Here is a 15,343-nt window from a genome sequence, read left to right on the forward strand (position 1 = left end):
TCAGATGTGTATAAGAGACAGTCACGGGACCTCGGCGGTCAGGGGGTCGGACGTCGTCGACGCGGAGCCGACGGCGTAGGTCAGGGTGACGGACCAGGTGCCGCTCGACACCTTCGCCGCGGGGAACGACACCTGCGCGCAGTTCACCGACGAGGCACTCGCCTGTGCGGTGCTCGTGGCGGTGCGGGTGACGCCGTCCTTCGTCGCGGTGAAGGTGCACTTCCCGCTCGTGTCGGTCGTACCGGAGACCAGGCCACCGGCCTGGAGGGTCTTCGAGCCGGTGTCCCAGCCGGCGAACGTGACGACGGACGTGGCCGGGTACTCCGACGGGTCGGTGTCCGGCTGGTTCGTCGCGCCGCTGCCCGGGAACGCACCGGGGGTGTCGTCGTCGGAGGCGCCGGCGTCGTCGCCGTCACCGTCGTCGGACCCACCGTCGGTCGGCGTCGAGGCCGCGTCGGTGGGGACCGAGGTCGCCGAGTCGTCGTCCGTCGGGGTCGCACTCGGGGTGCGCGAGACGGACGCGGACGGCGACGGGGTGGCGTCGTCGCCACCACCGGAACAACCGGCCAAGAGGAGACTGAGTGCACCGACCACCGCGAACGCAGCGATCGGCCTGGATGCGAGGAGCATGCTGACGGGCCGTCCTGTGGATGTTGACAAGGGTCCGGGTTGCAACAACGGTAACTCGAAAGTGAAGGTTGAGGGTTGGATCGGCCGGAATCACCCCCACTCGGGGTGCACGACGACCGTCGCCCAACCCCGTCCCGCGGGCCCGGTGAGTATGCTGTTCCGGTCCTGCCCCCACGAACGAAGAGACGTATGGTCGACCAAGCCCGCATGACCGCGCTCGCGAAGGAACCCCTCGTCGTGATCGGCGCTCCGACGAGCGCCTTCCGCGGGACCTTCCGTGAGCTGCGCGACGTCTTCCGGCAGCGCGAGATGCTCGGCATGCTCGTCCGGCGTGACCTGAAGGCCCGCTACAAGGACTCGGCACTCGGGTTCGTGTGGACGCTCGTGCGCCCGCTGACACAGCTGCTCATCTACTACTTCGTCATCGGCAAGGTCCTCGGCGCCGCCAACGGCATCGACAACTTCGCGATCTACGTCTTCACCGGCCTGACCGCCTACACGCTCTTCAGCGAGATCGTCGCCGGGTCGACCGGGTCGATCGTCGGCAACTCGGGGCTGATCAAGAAGGTCTACGTCCCGCGCGAGGTCTTCCCGCTCGCCAGTGTGGGCGCGGCCCTGGTGAACTTCACCATCCAGTTCGCGATCCTGCTGGCCGCGACGGTCGTCATCGGCGTCTTCCCGTGGCACGAGGGTCTGGTCTACCTGATCCCCGCGCTCGCGGTGATCCTGGTCTACGGCGCGGCCATCGGCCTGGTGCTGTCCGCGCTCAACGTGTACCTGCGCGACGTGCAGTTCGTCATCGACGTCGGCCTGATGGTCCTGCTCTGGGCCTCACCGATCGTCTACTCGTACTCGCGCGTGGTCGCGACCGTGAACGCCGACTGGCTCCTCACCCTCTACACGAACAACCCGCTGACCCTGTCGGTGCTCGGCCTGCAGAACGCGATCTGGCTGCACGACCCGGCCGACGTCACGTACCCGGACCACCTGATGCTGCGGCTGGGGATCGCGTTCGTGATCGGCGTCCTCTGCCTCATCGGTGCGCAGCGGATCTTCTCCCGCCTGCAGGGCAACTTCGCGCAGGAGCTCTAGACCATGGCCATCAGCACCCCCGTCGCCCCGACGACCGCCGGCGAGACCGCCGAGCGTCCCGACGTCATCGTCATCGACCACGTCCGCAAGCGCTTCACGGTCCGCAAGGACAACACCCTGCGCGAGCGCATCGTCACGCTCGGCCGCGCCGGGCGGAAGCACCGCCAGGACTTCTGGGCCCTCGACGACGTCACGGTGTCGATCCAGGCCGGCTCGACCGTCGGGCTCATCGGCCAGAACGGCTCCGGCAAGTCGACCCTGCTCAAGGCCATCGGCGGCATCATCCAGCCGACCTCCGGCACGGTGTCCCGCCGCGGTCGCCTCGCCGCCCTGCTCGAGCTCGGCGCGGGGTTCCACCCCGACCTGTCGGGTCGCGAGAACGTCTACCTCAACGCAAGCCTGCTCGGCCTCAGCCGCAAGCAGACCGACGAGAAGTTCGACGACATCCTGGCGTTCTCGGGCATCGGGGACTTCATCGACACCCAGGTGAAGTTCTACTCATCGGGCATGTACGTGCGGCTCGCGTTCGCCGTCGCCGTGCACACCGACCCCGACGTCCTGCTCGTCGACGAGGTCCTGGCCGTCGGTGACGAGGCCTTCCAGCGCAAGTGCCTCGACCGCATCCGCACCTTCCAGGAGGCCGGCAAGACGATCATCATCGTCACGCACTCCCTCAGCCAGGTGCAGGAGATGTGCGACCGCGTCGTCCTGCTCAACAAGGGCAAGGTGCTGCACGACGGTGACCCCGTCCAGGCCGTGAGCATGTTCCGCGAGGTGCTCGAGGAACGCCGTCAGGGCGAGCTCAGCACCGACGTCGCCGTCGGCCGTGGCAAGGTCATCGGCGCGAGCGTGCACGTCGACGGCAAGCAGCCCCGCGCCGAGGTCATGCCGGGCGACGACCTCGTCGTGGACATGGAGTTCGAGCACCTGGACGGCATCGCCGACTGGGAGGCCGCGGTCCAGATCAACAACGCCGGTGGCCAGGTCGTCTACGGCACCACCACCGGCATCATGGGCCTCGAACTGCAGCCGCTGCACGGTCGCCGGAAGCTCCGCCTGCGGATCGCCGACACCGCGTTCGGCACCGGCAAGTACTTCATCAACGTGTCGATGATGGACTCGGCCGGACGCCACCTGCACGACATGCCGGAGTGCGACTCGTTCGAGGTCCCCGGGTTCGAGCACGCCGTGGGCACGGTCTACGCCGAACCCTCGATCGAGGAGCTCGACTGACCCCGGACGACGGCGACACCGGGACCAGCGCCGACGGCATGCCCCGTGGTGACTCCGCGCCCCGGGCCGACGGCACGCTCCGCACCGCGGTCGTCGTCGTCAACTGGAACCGCGCCGACCTGACCACGGCGGCCGTCCGCGCCGTGCTCGACGAGGGCACGGCCGACGACGTCATCGTCGTCGACAACGGGTCGTCCGACGACTCCGTCGCGGTGCTCCGCCGTGCCCTGCCGGACGCCACCGTGGTCGCACGCGGCGACAACGGCGGCTTCGCGGCCGGTGCCAACGCCGGCATCCGGCACACGGACGCCGACGTCGTCGTCCTCCTGAACAACGACGCCGTGCCCGCACCGGGCTTCGTCGCGGCGCTCCGCGACCACCTGGCGCACGCCGGGCCCGAGGTCGCCGCGGTGACGGGCCGCATCGTGCTCGCCGGACGCTGGACGGGCCTCCCGGCCGGGCTGGAGCCCGCACCCGGCCAGCGCGTGCTGCGCGACCACGACGGCCGTCGCTGGACGCCGTCGGCGGACGGCGAGGTCCGGCTCAACTCGACCGGCGTCCGCGTCGACCGCGACGGCAACGGGATGGACCGCGACTGGTTCGCGCCCGTCGACCGGGTCGCCGACGTCGACGTCTTCGGGTTCTCCGGCGGCGCGTCCGCGCTCCGGCGCACGGCGCTGGAAGACGTCGGCCTGCTCGACGAGTCCCTGTTCATGTACTACGAGGACACCGAGCTCGCCTGGCGGCTGCGCCGCCGCGGATGGCGCGTCGAGCACGCGGCCGACGCGGTCGTCGAGCACGACCACTCGGCGTCGTCCGGCGTGCAGAGCGACCTGTTCGTCTTCCGGAACGCGCGCAACCGCATCGTCGTCGCGCTCTGGCACGCTCCGTGGCCGACCGTCGTGCGGGCGAGCGTCCGCACCCTGGTGCGCGGTCTGCGTGGGCTGGCCTCCGGTCGCACCCGCCGGGAGGCGCGGCTCGTCCTGACGGCGTTCGCGGACGTCGTGGGGACCCTGCCGGTCCACCTCGCGCGCCGGCTGCGCGAGACCCGGCGCGCGTCCGTCCCGCGCCGCAGCGTGGACCCGGGCGCATGAGTGCAGCGGGCTATCCTGGACACTCCCCCGTCGACGGCCCCGGCCACGACGTCCCCGCCCGGAAGGAACCACGCGTGCCGCAGCTCACCGTCCTCGTCGACGGGACCGCGGTACCGCAGGCGCTCGGCGGCGTCGGACGCTACGTCGAGGGGGTCGTGTCCCACCTGACCGACCCGTCGCTCGACGTCCACCTGGTCGTCCGCCCCGTGCACGCTCCGCACTTCGCCGCCGTCGCGCCGCACGCGACCGTGCACACGGCGCCCGGCTGGACCGACTCGGTGCCGCTGCGGTTCCTGTGGGAGCAGACCGGGCTGCCGGCGCTCGGCCGTCGGCTCGGGGCGCAGGTGCTGCACTCCCCGCACTACACGTTCCCGTTCGGCTGGCGCGGCGGGTCCGTCGTCACGCTGCACGACGCCACGTTCTTCTCCAACCCCGAGTGGCACTCGCGCCTGAAGCGCACCTTCTTCACCTGGTGGAGCCGCCGGTCCCTGCGCACCCGACCCGTCGTCATCGTGCCGAGCGCCGCGACCGCGACCGAGGCGACCCGGGTCGTGCGGGGCATCCGCGCCGACGTCCGGGTCGCACCGCTCGGCGTCGACCGCACGGTGTTCCACGAGCCCGACGTCGCCGCGGTCGAGGACGCCCGGATCGCCGCCACCCTGCCCGAGGGTGCTCCGTGGATCGCGTTCCTCGGCACCATCGAACCGCGGAAGAACGTCACGGCGCTGCTCGACGCGTACGCCTCGGTGCGCGCCGCGCGTGCCGCAGCCGGGTCGGACGGTGGCCCGGGTTCGGAGACCCCGTGGCTCGTGCTGTCCGGGGCCCGCGGCTGGGACGAGTCGGCCGTCGCGCGGCTCGACGCCCTGCAGCCCACCGACCACGTCATCGAGGCCGGCTACCTGCCGCTCGAGGACCTCGCCGGGTTCCTCGGCGGTGCCGAGTTCGTCGTCTACCCGTCCCTCGGTGAGGGCTTCGGCCTGCCGGTGGTCGAGGCGATGGCCTCCGGCGCGTGCGTCCTGACCACCCGGCGGCTGTCGCTGCCCGAGGTCGGCGGTGACGCGGCCGTCTACAGCGAGCCCGACGCCACCGCGCTGGCGTCCGCGATGACGGCGCTGCTGGACGATCCCGCGCTCCTGGCCTCGCACCGTGCGGCGGCGCTGACGCGGGCCTCCTCGTTCACCTGGGAGGCCACCGCCGCCGTGCACGTCGAGGCCTATGAGTCCGTCGCCGGGGGTGCGCGGTGATCCGGGTCGCGGTGCTGACGGTCACCTACAACACCGGCGAGACCATCCGGCCGTTCCTGGCGAGCGTCGCCGGTGCCTCGAAGGACCCGGTCGCCGTCGTGATCGCGGACAACGGTTCGGCCGACATCGACGCACTCCGGGCGATCGGTGAGTCCTACGGCGCCGTCGTGGTGTCCTCCGGCGGCAACCGCGGCTACGGCGGTGGGATCGACGCGGCTCTGAGCGCCCTCGACGACGTGCTGCCGGACGTCCGCCCGGAGTTCCTGCTCGTCACGAACCCCGACGTCGTGCTCGGCGAGGGCTCGATCGACGAACTCGTGGCCGCCGCCGACCGGTTGCCGTCGGGTGGCTCGTTCGGGCCCCGGATCCTCGACGACCAGGGCGAGACCTACCCGTCCGCCCGGCAGCTCCCCTCGCTCCGGACCGGCCTCGGCCACGCGGCGTTCTCGCGGTTCTGGCCGGCGAACCCGTGGAGCCAGCGGTACTGGTCCACCACGAAGGTCGTCGAGCGCGAGGCCGGCTGGCTCTCCGGCGCGTGCTTCCTCATCCGGACGTCGCTCTTCCGCGAGCTCGACGGGTTCGACGAGTCGTACTTCATGTACTTCGAGGACGTCGACCTCGGGCAGCGCGTCGGACGGTCGGGCCGGGCGAACGTGTACGTGCCCTCGGCGGTCGTCACCCACACCGGAGCCCACTCGACGTCGTCCAACCGGCGCCGCATGGAGATCGAGCACCACCGCAGCGCCTACCGGTTCCTGTCGCGGAAGTACCGGGCGTGGTGGCTCTGGCCCCTGCGTGTCGTGCTGCACGCGGGCCTCTCTGCCCGCGCCCGCTGGGTCACTCGCAAGTAGCCCGGTCGGGGGCCTGCGGGGCCGTGCGCGACCCCGCTAGGCTCGGCGCCGTGCACCGCGACCCGGAACCCTGGCTCGGCTGCGGCCCGATCGACGCCGCCCGCCGCTACTGGACGGGGGCGTTCACGTTCCGCCGTGCCCGTGCGAGCCGGGCCGAGTTCTGGTGGGCACGCGCCGTCGACGTGCTCGTGGTCTGGCTCGTCGTGACGTTCGTGCCGATGGCCACCGGGATCCCGGACGCCGACGACTCGATGTCGACCTTCCAGAACACCCCCGGGTTCCTCGGGATCGGGCAGTCCGTCCTGAGCCTCAACGGCAGCCCCGACGGCTGGCACGTCGTCGCCCAGGGGCCGCCGTCGCAGTGGGTGCTGTTCGTGTGGTGCGTGCTGACGGCCATCCCGAACCTGGCACTCGGCGCGCGACGACTCCGGGACATCGGTTCGCCGGCGTGGATCGCGCTGTTCGGCGGCTTCCCGATCCTGGATCTGTTCCTGCTGCTCGGTGCCCTGCGCCGCAGTCGGCGCCCGACGCTCCCGTCGGCCCCGGACCCGGAGCCGTCCGGCGCCGAGCTCCCCGTCGCCCACCGCGCCGCGTAGCCGCCCGGGGGCGCCGCGTCGGCCCGCGGAACACCGGTGTTCGTCGATCGCACCGCGGAATGCGGGTGTTCCGAGGACGAACACCGGTGTTTTGCGGCCCGGGTCAGGAGCGGAGGCGGGCGCGGGTGGCGCGCGCGGACTCGAGCAGTACGGCGGCTCGGGCGTCGAAGGAGTGCTCGGCGGCGATGCGCTCGGCCACGGCGGCCCGCTCGGCAGCCGACGGCCACGCGTGCGCCGGGTCGAGCAGGTCGGCCAACTCGTCACGGGAGCGCGCGACCGCGAGCGTCGGAACGTCCAGCACGTCGGACAGCCCGGCCACCGGGTCGGTCACGACGACTCCCCCGGACGCCAGCACGTCGAACACCCGGTTCGACACGAAGCCCCCGGCGGCCATGTCGGGCCAGTGGTCGTTGAGCACCACACGCGCCGAGGCGTAGGCCGCCGCGACCTCGGCCCGGGTCAGCGACGGTTCGCCGAGCGACTCCGCGGGGACGACCTCTCCCCAGCCCGGACCGTGCACGCGCAGGTCGGCACCGAGCGCGACCGCGTCGGACACGATGGGTCGCGCGGCTCCGCGGGTCGAGCCGACGAACACCACGTGGTCGGCATCGGGGCTCGTCGCCGTGCGCGCGACCGGGTGGAACACCGCCGGCTCGGTCGCCTGCAGCAGGGTCCGGACCGGCACGCCCGCACGCGCAGCGGCTGCGGCTGCCCACACCGGGCCGGCTGCGAAGGCCGCGTCGAACGACCGCAGTTCCGTGTCGGCGACGTCGTCGGGGTGGCTGATCACCCAGAGCAGGTTCACCGACGCCGGGTTCGGCGGCACCCGGTCGAGGCCCCGGATCACCAGCGTGACGTCGTCCGAGGCATCGTCGTCCCGCACGTGGGCGTCGCGTCGGTCGATCCGGACCCGCTGCCCGAGCCGCTCGAGTGCCCCGGCGAGCTCGGCGGCGAAGTGCACGTCGCCCCAGCCGTCACCCTCCGGCCCGGCGGGCGCAGCGATCTTGAGCGACCACGTGAGGTGTTCGGCGTCACCGCCGGTCACGCGCGCGGCCGGGGCCACAGGCCGAGCACCCCAGGGCGGCAGGGGCGGTCCGGCGACGACACCGTCGCCCTCGGACGCGCGGTCACGCCAGGCGGTGAACGCGTCGACGGTCGCGGCGTCGACGGTGCGGCCGGCCTCGACCGAGCGGGTCGCCTCGCCGACGACGCGCACCGGTCCGCCGTGGGCATCGGCGGCCGCGCGGCTCCAGGCCGTCAGGGTCATGCGTTCGTCCGGGAGGCACGGTGCCGGCACCAGCGCCGCCCCCGGCACCGAGAGCACCGGCTGGTCCGCCGCGAAGACGGTGTCGATGCCGGTCACGGTGTCGGCGCGGTCGTCCGACCACGGCAGGGCACCGGGGCGCAGCAGCCGGGCACCGGAGCGGAGCGTGCCGTCCGGCATCCGGACCCGGGCCTGCGCGACCGAGCCCGCGGCCGCCAGCGCGTGCAGTGCCGGCACGTCGACCGACACCGAGGTGTCGACCACCACGAGCGTCCGGCCCGCACCGGCTGCGACACCGGCGTTGATCGCCGAGCCGAGGCCGTCGACGGATTCCGGTCGGACCCACGGCAGGCGACGGCCGAACGGGTGGACCGGCGAGGCGTCCGCGACGTAGCTCACGGCGCGGACGTCGACCCCGCGGCCGAAGGCACCACGGGCGACCGACACGAGTCGGGCGACCTCGGCGTGCCGGTCCGAACGGGTCGTGACGAGCACCGTGACGTCGTGGTCAAGCCGCGGCAGGGGACGGTCGAAGCCGGCCACGCGCGCGACGTCAGTCGGCGCTGCGGGCGCGGGACGGGCCTCCCGGTCGGGGTGGTCGGGAGCCGTCGTGTCGCGACGTCGGCGACCGAACCAACCGGGGGTGGGGGTCACGTGCGGAGCTAGACGCCGAGGAGTCGCTGCAGGTAGACGCCGTAGCCGCCCTTGACCAGCGGCGCGGCGAGCTCGGCGAGCTGCGCGTCGTCGATCCAGCCGTTCCGCCAGGCGATCTCCTCGATGCACCCGATCTTGAAGCCCTGACGGTCCTCGATGACCTTCACGTACTCCGACGCCTGCATCATCGACTCGAACGTGCCGGTGTCGAGCCACGCGGTGCCGCGGTCGAGGACCTGGACGCCGAGCTCGCCGGCCTCGAGGTAGCGCTCGTTGACCGTGGAGATCTCGAGCTCGCCGCGGGCGCTCGGCTCGATCGTCTTGGCGATCTCGATGACCTTGTTGTCGTAGAAGTACAGGCCGGGGACGGCGTAGTTCGACTTCGGCTCGGCCGGCTTCTCCTCGATGGAGACGGCGGTGAAGTCGTCGTCGAACTCCACGACGCCGTACGCCTTCGGGTCGGCCACGTGGTACGCGAAGATCGTCGCACCCTGGACGTCGGTGTTCTTCCGGAGGTTCGTGCCGAGGCCGGTGCCGTGGAAGATGTTGTCGCCGAGGACGAGGGCGACGCTGTCGTCGCCGATGAACTCCTCACCGATGACGAAGGCCTGCGCCAGACCGTCCGGGGACGGCTGCACGGCGTACTGGATCTCCATGCCGAGCGCCGAGCCGTCGCCGAGCAGGGCCCGGAACTGGTCGTTGTACTCCGGCGTCGTGATGACCAACACCTCTCGGACGCCCGCCATCATCAGGGTCGACAGGGGGTAGTAGACCATCGGCTTGTCGTAGATCGGCATGAGCTGCTTGCTGATGCCCTTGGTGATCGGCCAGAGGCGCGTGCCGGAACCGCCGGCGAGGATGATGCCCTTCATCGGTGTCCCGTCCCTTACTTCTTCGTCCGGAGCGACTCGGTGTACGCGACGCACTCCTCGTACGTCGGCAGCAGGCCCTGTGCCGCGGCTTCCTCGAGGGTGGGGGCGCTGGTGTCCTTCTCGGACAGCACCAGCTCGCCGAGGCCCTCGGGCAGGTCGAGCCCGACCGTCGGGTCGAGGATCGTGATCCCCTTCTCACGCTCGGGGTTGTAGTGCGCGCTGACCAGGTAGTTCACGGTCGACTGGTCCTCGAGCGCGACGATCGCGTGGCCGAGCCCCTCGGACAGGTAGACGGCCTTGCGGTCGACGTCGTCGATCCGGACGGAGTCCCACTGGCCGAACGTCGGGGACCCGACGCGGATGTCGACGATGTAGTCGATGAACGCCCCGCGCACGGCGGTGACGTACTTCGCCTGGCTCGGTGCGACGAGGGCGTAGTGGATCCCGCGGGCGACACCGGCCGCGGAGATCGACATGTTCACCTGGCGGAGGTCGAGCGGGTGACCGACGGTCTCCTCGAGCACGTCGGCGCGGTACGCCTCGAGGAATGCTCCTCGTGCGTCGCCGTGCTGGACGGGCGTGAACTCCCACGCGCCAGGGATCTTCAGTTCGCGGATCTGCACCGGGGAAGCCTAGCAAGCCGTGAGTTCGCATAGGCTGTCCTGGTTCTGTGCCCCGCGCCCCGCGCGCTGCGACTCCCGAAACGAGACCAAGCGAGCCCGTGAAGCTATTCGTCCAGATCCCCTGCCTCAACGAGGAGAACACCCTCGCCAGCGTCATCGACTCCATCCCGCGGGAGATCGACGGTATCGACGAGATCGAGATCCTGGTGATCAACGACGGCAGCACCGACCGCACCGTCGAGGTCGCCAAGGAGCACGGCGTCAAGCACTTCGTGCACCACACCACGAACATGGGTCTCGCCCGCTCGTTCCGTGACGGCGTCGACTACGCGCTGCTGCACGGTGCGGACATCGTCGTGAACACCGACGGGGACAACCAGTACCCGCAGGCACAGATCGCCGAGCTCGTGCAGCCGATCCTCCGGAAGGAAGCCGAGATCGTCATCGGCGACCGGCAGACGCGCACCATCGAGCACTTCTCCGGCTTCAAGAAGATCATGCAGCGCTTCGGCTCGTGGGTCGCCAGCCGCGCTGCCGGGCTCGACCTGCCCGACGCGGCCAGCGGGTTCCGCGCGTACTCGAAGTACTCGCTCATCCGCCTGAACATCGTGACGCGCTTCAGCTACTGCATGGAGACCATCGTGCAGGCCGGCTACAAGCGCCTGGCGATCGCGTCGGTGCCGATCACGACGAACCCGAAGACCCGCGAGTCGCGGCTCTTCAACAACATCTTCCAGCACATGTTCGAGTCCGGCTCGGCGATCGCCCGCGTCTACCTGATGTACCGGCCGATGGCCCTGTTCCTCTGGGTCGCCGCGGTGCTCGGTGCGCTCGGACTCTGGCCGCTCATCCGCTACCTGGTGCTCCTGGCGATGCAGACCGGCGGCAACCACCTGCAGTCGATCATCCTCGGTGTCGTCCTGCTCATCACGGCGCTCCTCTCCATAGTCATCGGCGTCGTGGCCGACCTCACCCGCCTCAACCGCACGCTGGCCGAGGAGCAGCTCGACCTGCAGAAACTGCAGCGGTATGGCGACTGACACGGCACCGGCCGTGTCGCGCTCCGACGTCCGACCCGCGGTCGGGCGGCGCGAGCGCATCCTCGTGATCGCGTTGACGGTGGCGTTCGCCGCCGTCCTCGCGGTCTGGGCCGTCGTCACCACGACGTACAAGGCCCCGGACGAGCCGACCCACGTCGACGCCGTGCTGCACCTGGCGATCGGTGACGGCTGGCCCGCGCCCGGTGCGATGCACTACCTCAACGCGGTGCACGACACCCAGATCAGCAACATGCGGCAGTCGACCGACGTGAACCAGACGTGGGGTGAGCTGCTCCGCGAGTTCCCGGGCGTGCACCCGACGAGCATCGACCAGATGTCGCAGCACCCCGCCACGTACTACGCCCTGGCCGCCGGGGTCCTGCAGCTGGTGCACTTCGAGGACCTCCGCTGGGACCTCGCCGTCATGGTGCTGCGACTGTTCGACGCCCTGCTCGTCCTGCCGCTGCCGTTCCTGGCGTGGGCGACCGTGCGTCGGCTGACGCGGTCACCACGGGCCGCACTGGTCGGCGGTGCCGCGGTGTTCGCCCTGCCCGAGGTCGCCTCGATCGGCACCTCGGTCACGAACGACGCGCTCATGCTGCCCTTGGCCGGGGCGCTCGTGTACTTCGTGGTGCGACTGCTCACCGGCGACCTGCGGGTGCGCACGACCATCTGGATCGGGCTGCTGCTCGGCGCGATGCTGCTCGTCAAGGGCACCGCACTCCCCGCGATCCCGTTCGTGGGCATCGCCGTGATGGCCGCTGGCTGCACCCGGGCGACCGTCTGGCGGAACGCGCTCCGGACGCTGTGGACCCTGGGGCTCGCCGCCGTCGTCGGTGGCTGGTGGTGGCTGCGAAACATCCTCGTGTACCGCGACATCCAGCCGGACGGCATGGCCGGCGCACGTCCGCCGATGCCGTTCCCGGCCGGCACCGCCGCCAGCCCCGAGGTGTTCCTCCGCGACTACTGGAACGGCGTCACCCGCACCTTCTGGGGCAGCGTCGGTGGTCTCACCCAGTTCCAGCTCGCCCAGGTCCTGATCGACGGGCTGACCATCGCGTCGCTCGTCGGCATCGTCGTCTGGGGCTTCCGCCGCGGCCCGTCGCTCCGCCCGGCGATCGTGCTGGCGTCGTTCCCCGTGATCCTCATCGCCCTGCACCTGCAGAGCGGGTGGGGCGGGTACCTCCGGAGCACCATCGTCGCCGGCACCCAGGGGCGCTACTACTACCCCACCCTCATCGCCCTCATCGCCCTGAGCGCCCTCGCCTGGCGCCGGGTCACCGTGACGGCAGCCGGCACCACCCGGCTCGCCGTCGGGATGTCGATCGCGGCGATGGCCATCGCGCTGTACGGCGTCGTCTACGCGCTGCGGGCCTTCGGGCGCGACGCCGCCTTCTGGGTCGACGAGTTCGCGGTCGGCCGGTTCGACCGCTACGGCATGGTGCCCGCCGGCACGAACTTCACCCTCGTCGCCGTCGCCGCGGTCGCACTGACCGTCACCGCCGTGCTGCTCGTCCGGTTCATGCGCCGTCCAGAGGTCCCCGCGTGAGCGCCCCGCGACCGCTCGTCGGCCGGCACGAGTGGGTCCTGCTCGGCACCGTGACGCTGGCCTGGCTCGCCTTCCTGCTGACCTTCGCCCTGGTCACCCCGGCCTTCGGGGCACCCGACGAGCCCGCACACGTCGACGCCGCGTTCCGCCTCGCGCTCGGACTCGGCTGGCCGCACGGCGGCGAGATGCACTACCTCGCCGCCGTGCGCCAGATCGTCGAGCACCCGGCACCGGCCGTCGACCGCCCCACGGTCGACGCGCTGCTGGCGGCGGTGCCCGGGGACTCCCCGGCGATCGACCCGATGTCCCAGAACCCGCCGACGTACTGGTTGGTGGCCGCCGGGATCCTGCGCGTCATCCGGTTCGGCTCGCACGACTGGGCGACCTCGGTGCTCGCGCTCCGCGTGTTCGACGTGCTGCTCGTCACCGCGCTGCCGGTCCTGGTCTGGGCGACGGTCCGTCGGGTGACCCGCTCGCCCCGCACCGCACTCGTCGCCCCGGTCCTGCTCTTCGCCGTCCCGCAGCTGGCGCAGGTCACCTCCGGCGTCACGGTGTGGGCACCGGTCGTCCTGCTCGGCGCCGTGCTCGTCTGGCTGAGCGCACGCGTGCTGACCGGCGACCGTTCGTGGTGGACCACCGCCGGGCTCGCCGTCGCTGTCACCGGACTGGCGGCCCTGAGCGCGCTGGGGCTCCTGGCGATCCCGTTCGTCGTCCTCGTGTCCGCCCTGGCACCGGGCCGGACGTGGGGTCGTCGTGCTCTGCACGCCGGCGTGGTCGTCCTCGCTGCCGTCGCCGTGTCCGGCTGGTGGTGGGTGCGGACGCTGCTCGTGAGCGGGACGCTCCTGCCCGACGCCCTGCGCGCCGTCACGACTGTGCAGCCGTACCCGGCGGGCGGTGCGAACCCCGGGGCGTTCGCCGGGCGCCAGTGGGACGGCCTGACCGCCTCGTTCTTCGGCGCACTCGGTGCGAACCAGTGGCCGTTGCCGTCCATGGTCATCGACACGCTCGCGGTCGTCGGACTGGCCGTCATCGGGTGGTCGTACGCCCGCCGGGCTCCGGGCCGCCGGGTGACCACGATCCTGCTCGTCTGGCCGACGGTCGTCCTCGTCGCCACCTTCGCCTACAACTGGCGGAACTACCTCGGCACGCACCAGGGCAACGGGCTGCAGGGCCGGTTCCTGTTCGTCGCGGTCGTCGCGCTCGTGCTCGCACAGGCGGTCGCGTGGCACGCCCTCGTCGTCCGTCCGGAGCTCCGCCGACGCCTGGCCCGGCTGGCGGTCGTCGGTTCGCTCGCGATCAGCACGTACGGCATCGGCCTGACCTACCGCGGCGGGTGGGAGAACACGCAGTTCCGCATCACGCCCGGCGGGATCTCCGCGATGGCCGGCGGCGCGGTCGCCGGGCCGTTCGCGATCCTGCTGGTCGCCATCGTGTTCGCGGCCGCCGCAGTCGCGACCGTCGTCCTGGTGTGGCGGACCGTCGCCGAGCCGGGAGCACCCGCCACCGCCGCCGAGCCCGCCGACGCCGACGCCGCCGAGCCCGCCGACCCCACCAGCGGCCCGCTAGAATCGCCGCCGACCCACGAACCGACCGTCAGGAAAGAGAACTCGTGAAGATCCTCGTCACCGGAGGAGCCGGCTTCATCGGCTCGAACTTCGTCCGCCGCACGCTGGAGGACGCGTACCCCGGCCTCGAGGGCGCCGAGGTCGTCGTCTACGACGCACTGACCTACTCCGGCAACGAAGCGAACCTCGCCCCGGTCGCCGACTCCCCCCGCTACACCTTCGTGCACGGCGACATCCGCGACGCCGCGAAGCTCGACGAGGTCGTCCCGACCGTCGACGCCATCGTGCACTTCGCCGCCGAGTCCCACGTCGACCGCTCGGTCCGCGACTCCGGCATCTTCGTCGAGACCAACGTCGTGGGCACCCAGCGTCTGCTCGACGCCGCGCTCCGCCACGGCACCGAGCGCTTCGTGCACGTCTCCACCGACGAGGTCTACGGCTCCATCAGCGAGGGCTCGTGGGACGAGGAGCGCCCGCTCGAGCCGAACTCGCCGTACTCGGCGTCGAAGGCCGGCAGCGACCTGCTCGCCCGCAGCTACCACCGCACGCACGGGCTGAACCTCTCGATCACCCGCTGCTCGAACAACTACGGGCCGTACCACTTCCCCGAGAAGGTCATCCCGCTCTTCGTCACCAACCTCATCGACGACGTGCACGTGCCGCTGTACGGCGAGGGCAACAACATCCGCGACTGGCTGCACGTCGACGACCACACCCGTGGCATCGCGATGGTCCTGACCCGTGGCCGCGCCGGCGAGATCTACAACATCGGCGGCGGCACCGAGCTGACCAACAAGGAGCTCACCCAGCTGCTGCTCGACGCGACCGGCAAGGACTGGTCGTACGTCGACCGCGTCGCCGACCGTCTCGGCCACGACCTGCGCTACTCGGTCGACATCTCGAAGATCCAGGCCGAGCTCGGCTACGAGCCGCTCGTGCCGTTCGAGCAGGGCCTGGCCGACGTCGTGCAGTGGTACCGCGACAACCGCGCCTGGTGGGAGCCGCTCAAGCAGCGTGCGGCCCTGAGCTGAACCGG

Annotated in this window: 14 protein-coding genes; 10 read left to right on the forward strand and 4 right to left on the reverse strand. The window is 71.5% G+C overall.

Going from position 1 to position 15,343, the window contains the following annotated elements; translation table 11 throughout:
* Nucleotides 1–21 precede the first annotated feature (21 nt).
* Nucleotides 22–630 carry a hypothetical protein gene (locus tag DEJ06_RS00005; RefSeq protein ID WP_111038004.1) on the reverse strand — a complete coding sequence of 203 codons (609 nt, stop codon included), beginning with the start codon at nucleotides 628–630 and terminating at the stop codon, nucleotides 22–24.
* A gap of 189 nt (nucleotides 631–819) precedes the next feature.
* Between DEJ06_RS00005 and DEJ06_RS00010 the strand changes: the two genes are divergently transcribed.
* From DEJ06_RS00010 to DEJ06_RS00035, 6 genes are all read left to right on the forward strand, one after another.
* Entirely contained in the window at nucleotides 820–1,722 is a 903-nt protein-coding gene (locus DEJ06_RS00010) for an ABC transporter permease (protein ID WP_111038005.1), read from the forward strand.
* A 3-nt stretch (nucleotides 1,723–1,725) separates the two neighbouring features.
* Nucleotides 1,726–2,955, forward strand: a complete 1,230-nt coding sequence (locus DEJ06_RS00015) for an ABC transporter ATP-binding protein (protein WP_111031903.1) — start codon at nucleotides 1,726–1,728, stop codon at nucleotides 2,953–2,955.
* A gap of 38 nt (nucleotides 2,956–2,993) precedes the next feature.
* Nucleotides 2,994–4,049, forward strand: coding sequence for a glycosyltransferase family 2 protein (locus DEJ06_RS00020; RefSeq protein WP_111038006.1), 1,056 nt, complete (start codon nucleotides 2,994–2,996; stop codon nucleotides 4,047–4,049).
* Nucleotides 4,050–4,123: 74 nt separating this feature from the next.
* Nucleotides 4,124–5,293 (forward strand): glycosyltransferase family 1 protein, encoded by a 1,170-nt coding sequence (locus DEJ06_RS00025; RefSeq protein ID WP_220036964.1) that lies wholly within the window; start codon nucleotides 4,124–4,126, stop codon nucleotides 5,291–5,293.
* Nucleotides 5,290–6,144 carry a glycosyltransferase family 2 protein gene (locus DEJ06_RS00030; RefSeq protein ID WP_111038008.1) on the forward strand — a complete coding sequence of 285 codons (855 nt, stop codon included), beginning with the start codon at nucleotides 5,290–5,292 and terminating at the stop codon, nucleotides 6,142–6,144. The genes DEJ06_RS00025 and DEJ06_RS00030 overlap by 4 nt, the downstream gene beginning before the upstream one ends.
* 50 nt (nucleotides 6,145–6,194) lie before the next feature.
* On the forward strand, nucleotides 6,195–6,740 hold the full coding sequence (locus DEJ06_RS00035; protein ID WP_181436756.1) for a DUF805 domain-containing protein: 546 nt from the start codon (nucleotides 6,195–6,197) through the stop codon (nucleotides 6,738–6,740).
* Between the two features lie 103 nt (nucleotides 6,741–6,843).
* Here the strand turns inward: DEJ06_RS00035 and DEJ06_RS00040 are convergent, their stop codons facing one another.
* The 3 genes from DEJ06_RS00040 to DEJ06_RS00050 form a co-directional block, all read right to left on the reverse strand.
* Nucleotides 6,844–8,547: a glycosyltransferase gene (locus tag DEJ06_RS00040; RefSeq protein ID WP_111038010.1), complete on the reverse strand. Its 1,704-nt coding sequence runs from the start codon at nucleotides 8,545–8,547 to the stop codon at nucleotides 6,844–6,846.
* Nucleotides 8,548–8,666: 119 nt separating this feature from the next.
* Nucleotides 8,667–9,530: a glucose-1-phosphate thymidylyltransferase RfbA gene (rfbA, locus tag DEJ06_RS00045; protein ID WP_111029470.1), complete on the reverse strand. Its 864-nt coding sequence runs from the start codon at nucleotides 9,528–9,530 to the stop codon at nucleotides 8,667–8,669.
* 14 nt (nucleotides 9,531–9,544) lie between these two features.
* Complete coding sequence (locus tag DEJ06_RS00050) at nucleotides 9,545–10,153, reverse strand: dTDP-4-dehydrorhamnose 3,5-epimerase family protein (RefSeq protein WP_071406436.1); 609 nt, start codon at nucleotides 10,151–10,153, stop codon at nucleotides 9,545–9,547.
* 98 nt (nucleotides 10,154–10,251) lie between these two features.
* Between DEJ06_RS00050 and DEJ06_RS00055 the strand changes: the two genes are divergently transcribed.
* The 4 genes from DEJ06_RS00055 to rfbB are packed head-to-tail and all read left to right on the forward strand — an operon-like array spanning nucleotide 10,252 to nucleotide 15,338.
* A complete protein-coding gene (locus DEJ06_RS00055; RefSeq protein WP_111029469.1) occupies nucleotides 10,252–11,193 on the forward strand; it encodes a glycosyltransferase family 2 protein in 942 nt (313 codons plus the stop codon).
* The gene (locus tag DEJ06_RS00060; protein ID WP_111038011.1) at nucleotides 11,183–12,742 is read left to right on the forward strand and encodes a glycosyltransferase family 39 protein; all 1,560 of its coding nucleotides are present in this window, start codon (nucleotides 11,183–11,185) and stop codon (nucleotides 12,740–12,742) included. Before DEJ06_RS00055 ends, DEJ06_RS00060 begins: the two co-directional genes overlap by 11 nt.
* Nucleotides 12,739–14,355: a glycosyltransferase family 39 protein gene (locus DEJ06_RS00065; protein ID WP_111038012.1), complete on the forward strand. Its 1,617-nt coding sequence runs from the start codon at nucleotides 12,739–12,741 to the stop codon at nucleotides 14,353–14,355. The genes DEJ06_RS00060 and DEJ06_RS00065 overlap by 4 nt, the downstream gene beginning before the upstream one ends.
* Nucleotides 14,352–15,338 (forward strand): dTDP-glucose 4,6-dehydratase, encoded by a 987-nt coding sequence (gene rfbB / locus DEJ06_RS00070; protein ID WP_071406432.1) that lies wholly within the window; start codon nucleotides 14,352–14,354, stop codon nucleotides 15,336–15,338. Before DEJ06_RS00065 ends, rfbB begins: the two co-directional genes overlap by 4 nt.
* The last annotated feature ends 5 nt before the right edge of the window (nucleotides 15,339–15,343 follow it).

Source organism: Curtobacterium sp. MCLR17_051 (assembly GCF_003234395.1).
Lineage (GTDB): Bacteria > Actinomycetota > Actinomycetes > Actinomycetales > Microbacteriaceae > Curtobacterium > Curtobacterium flaccumfaciens.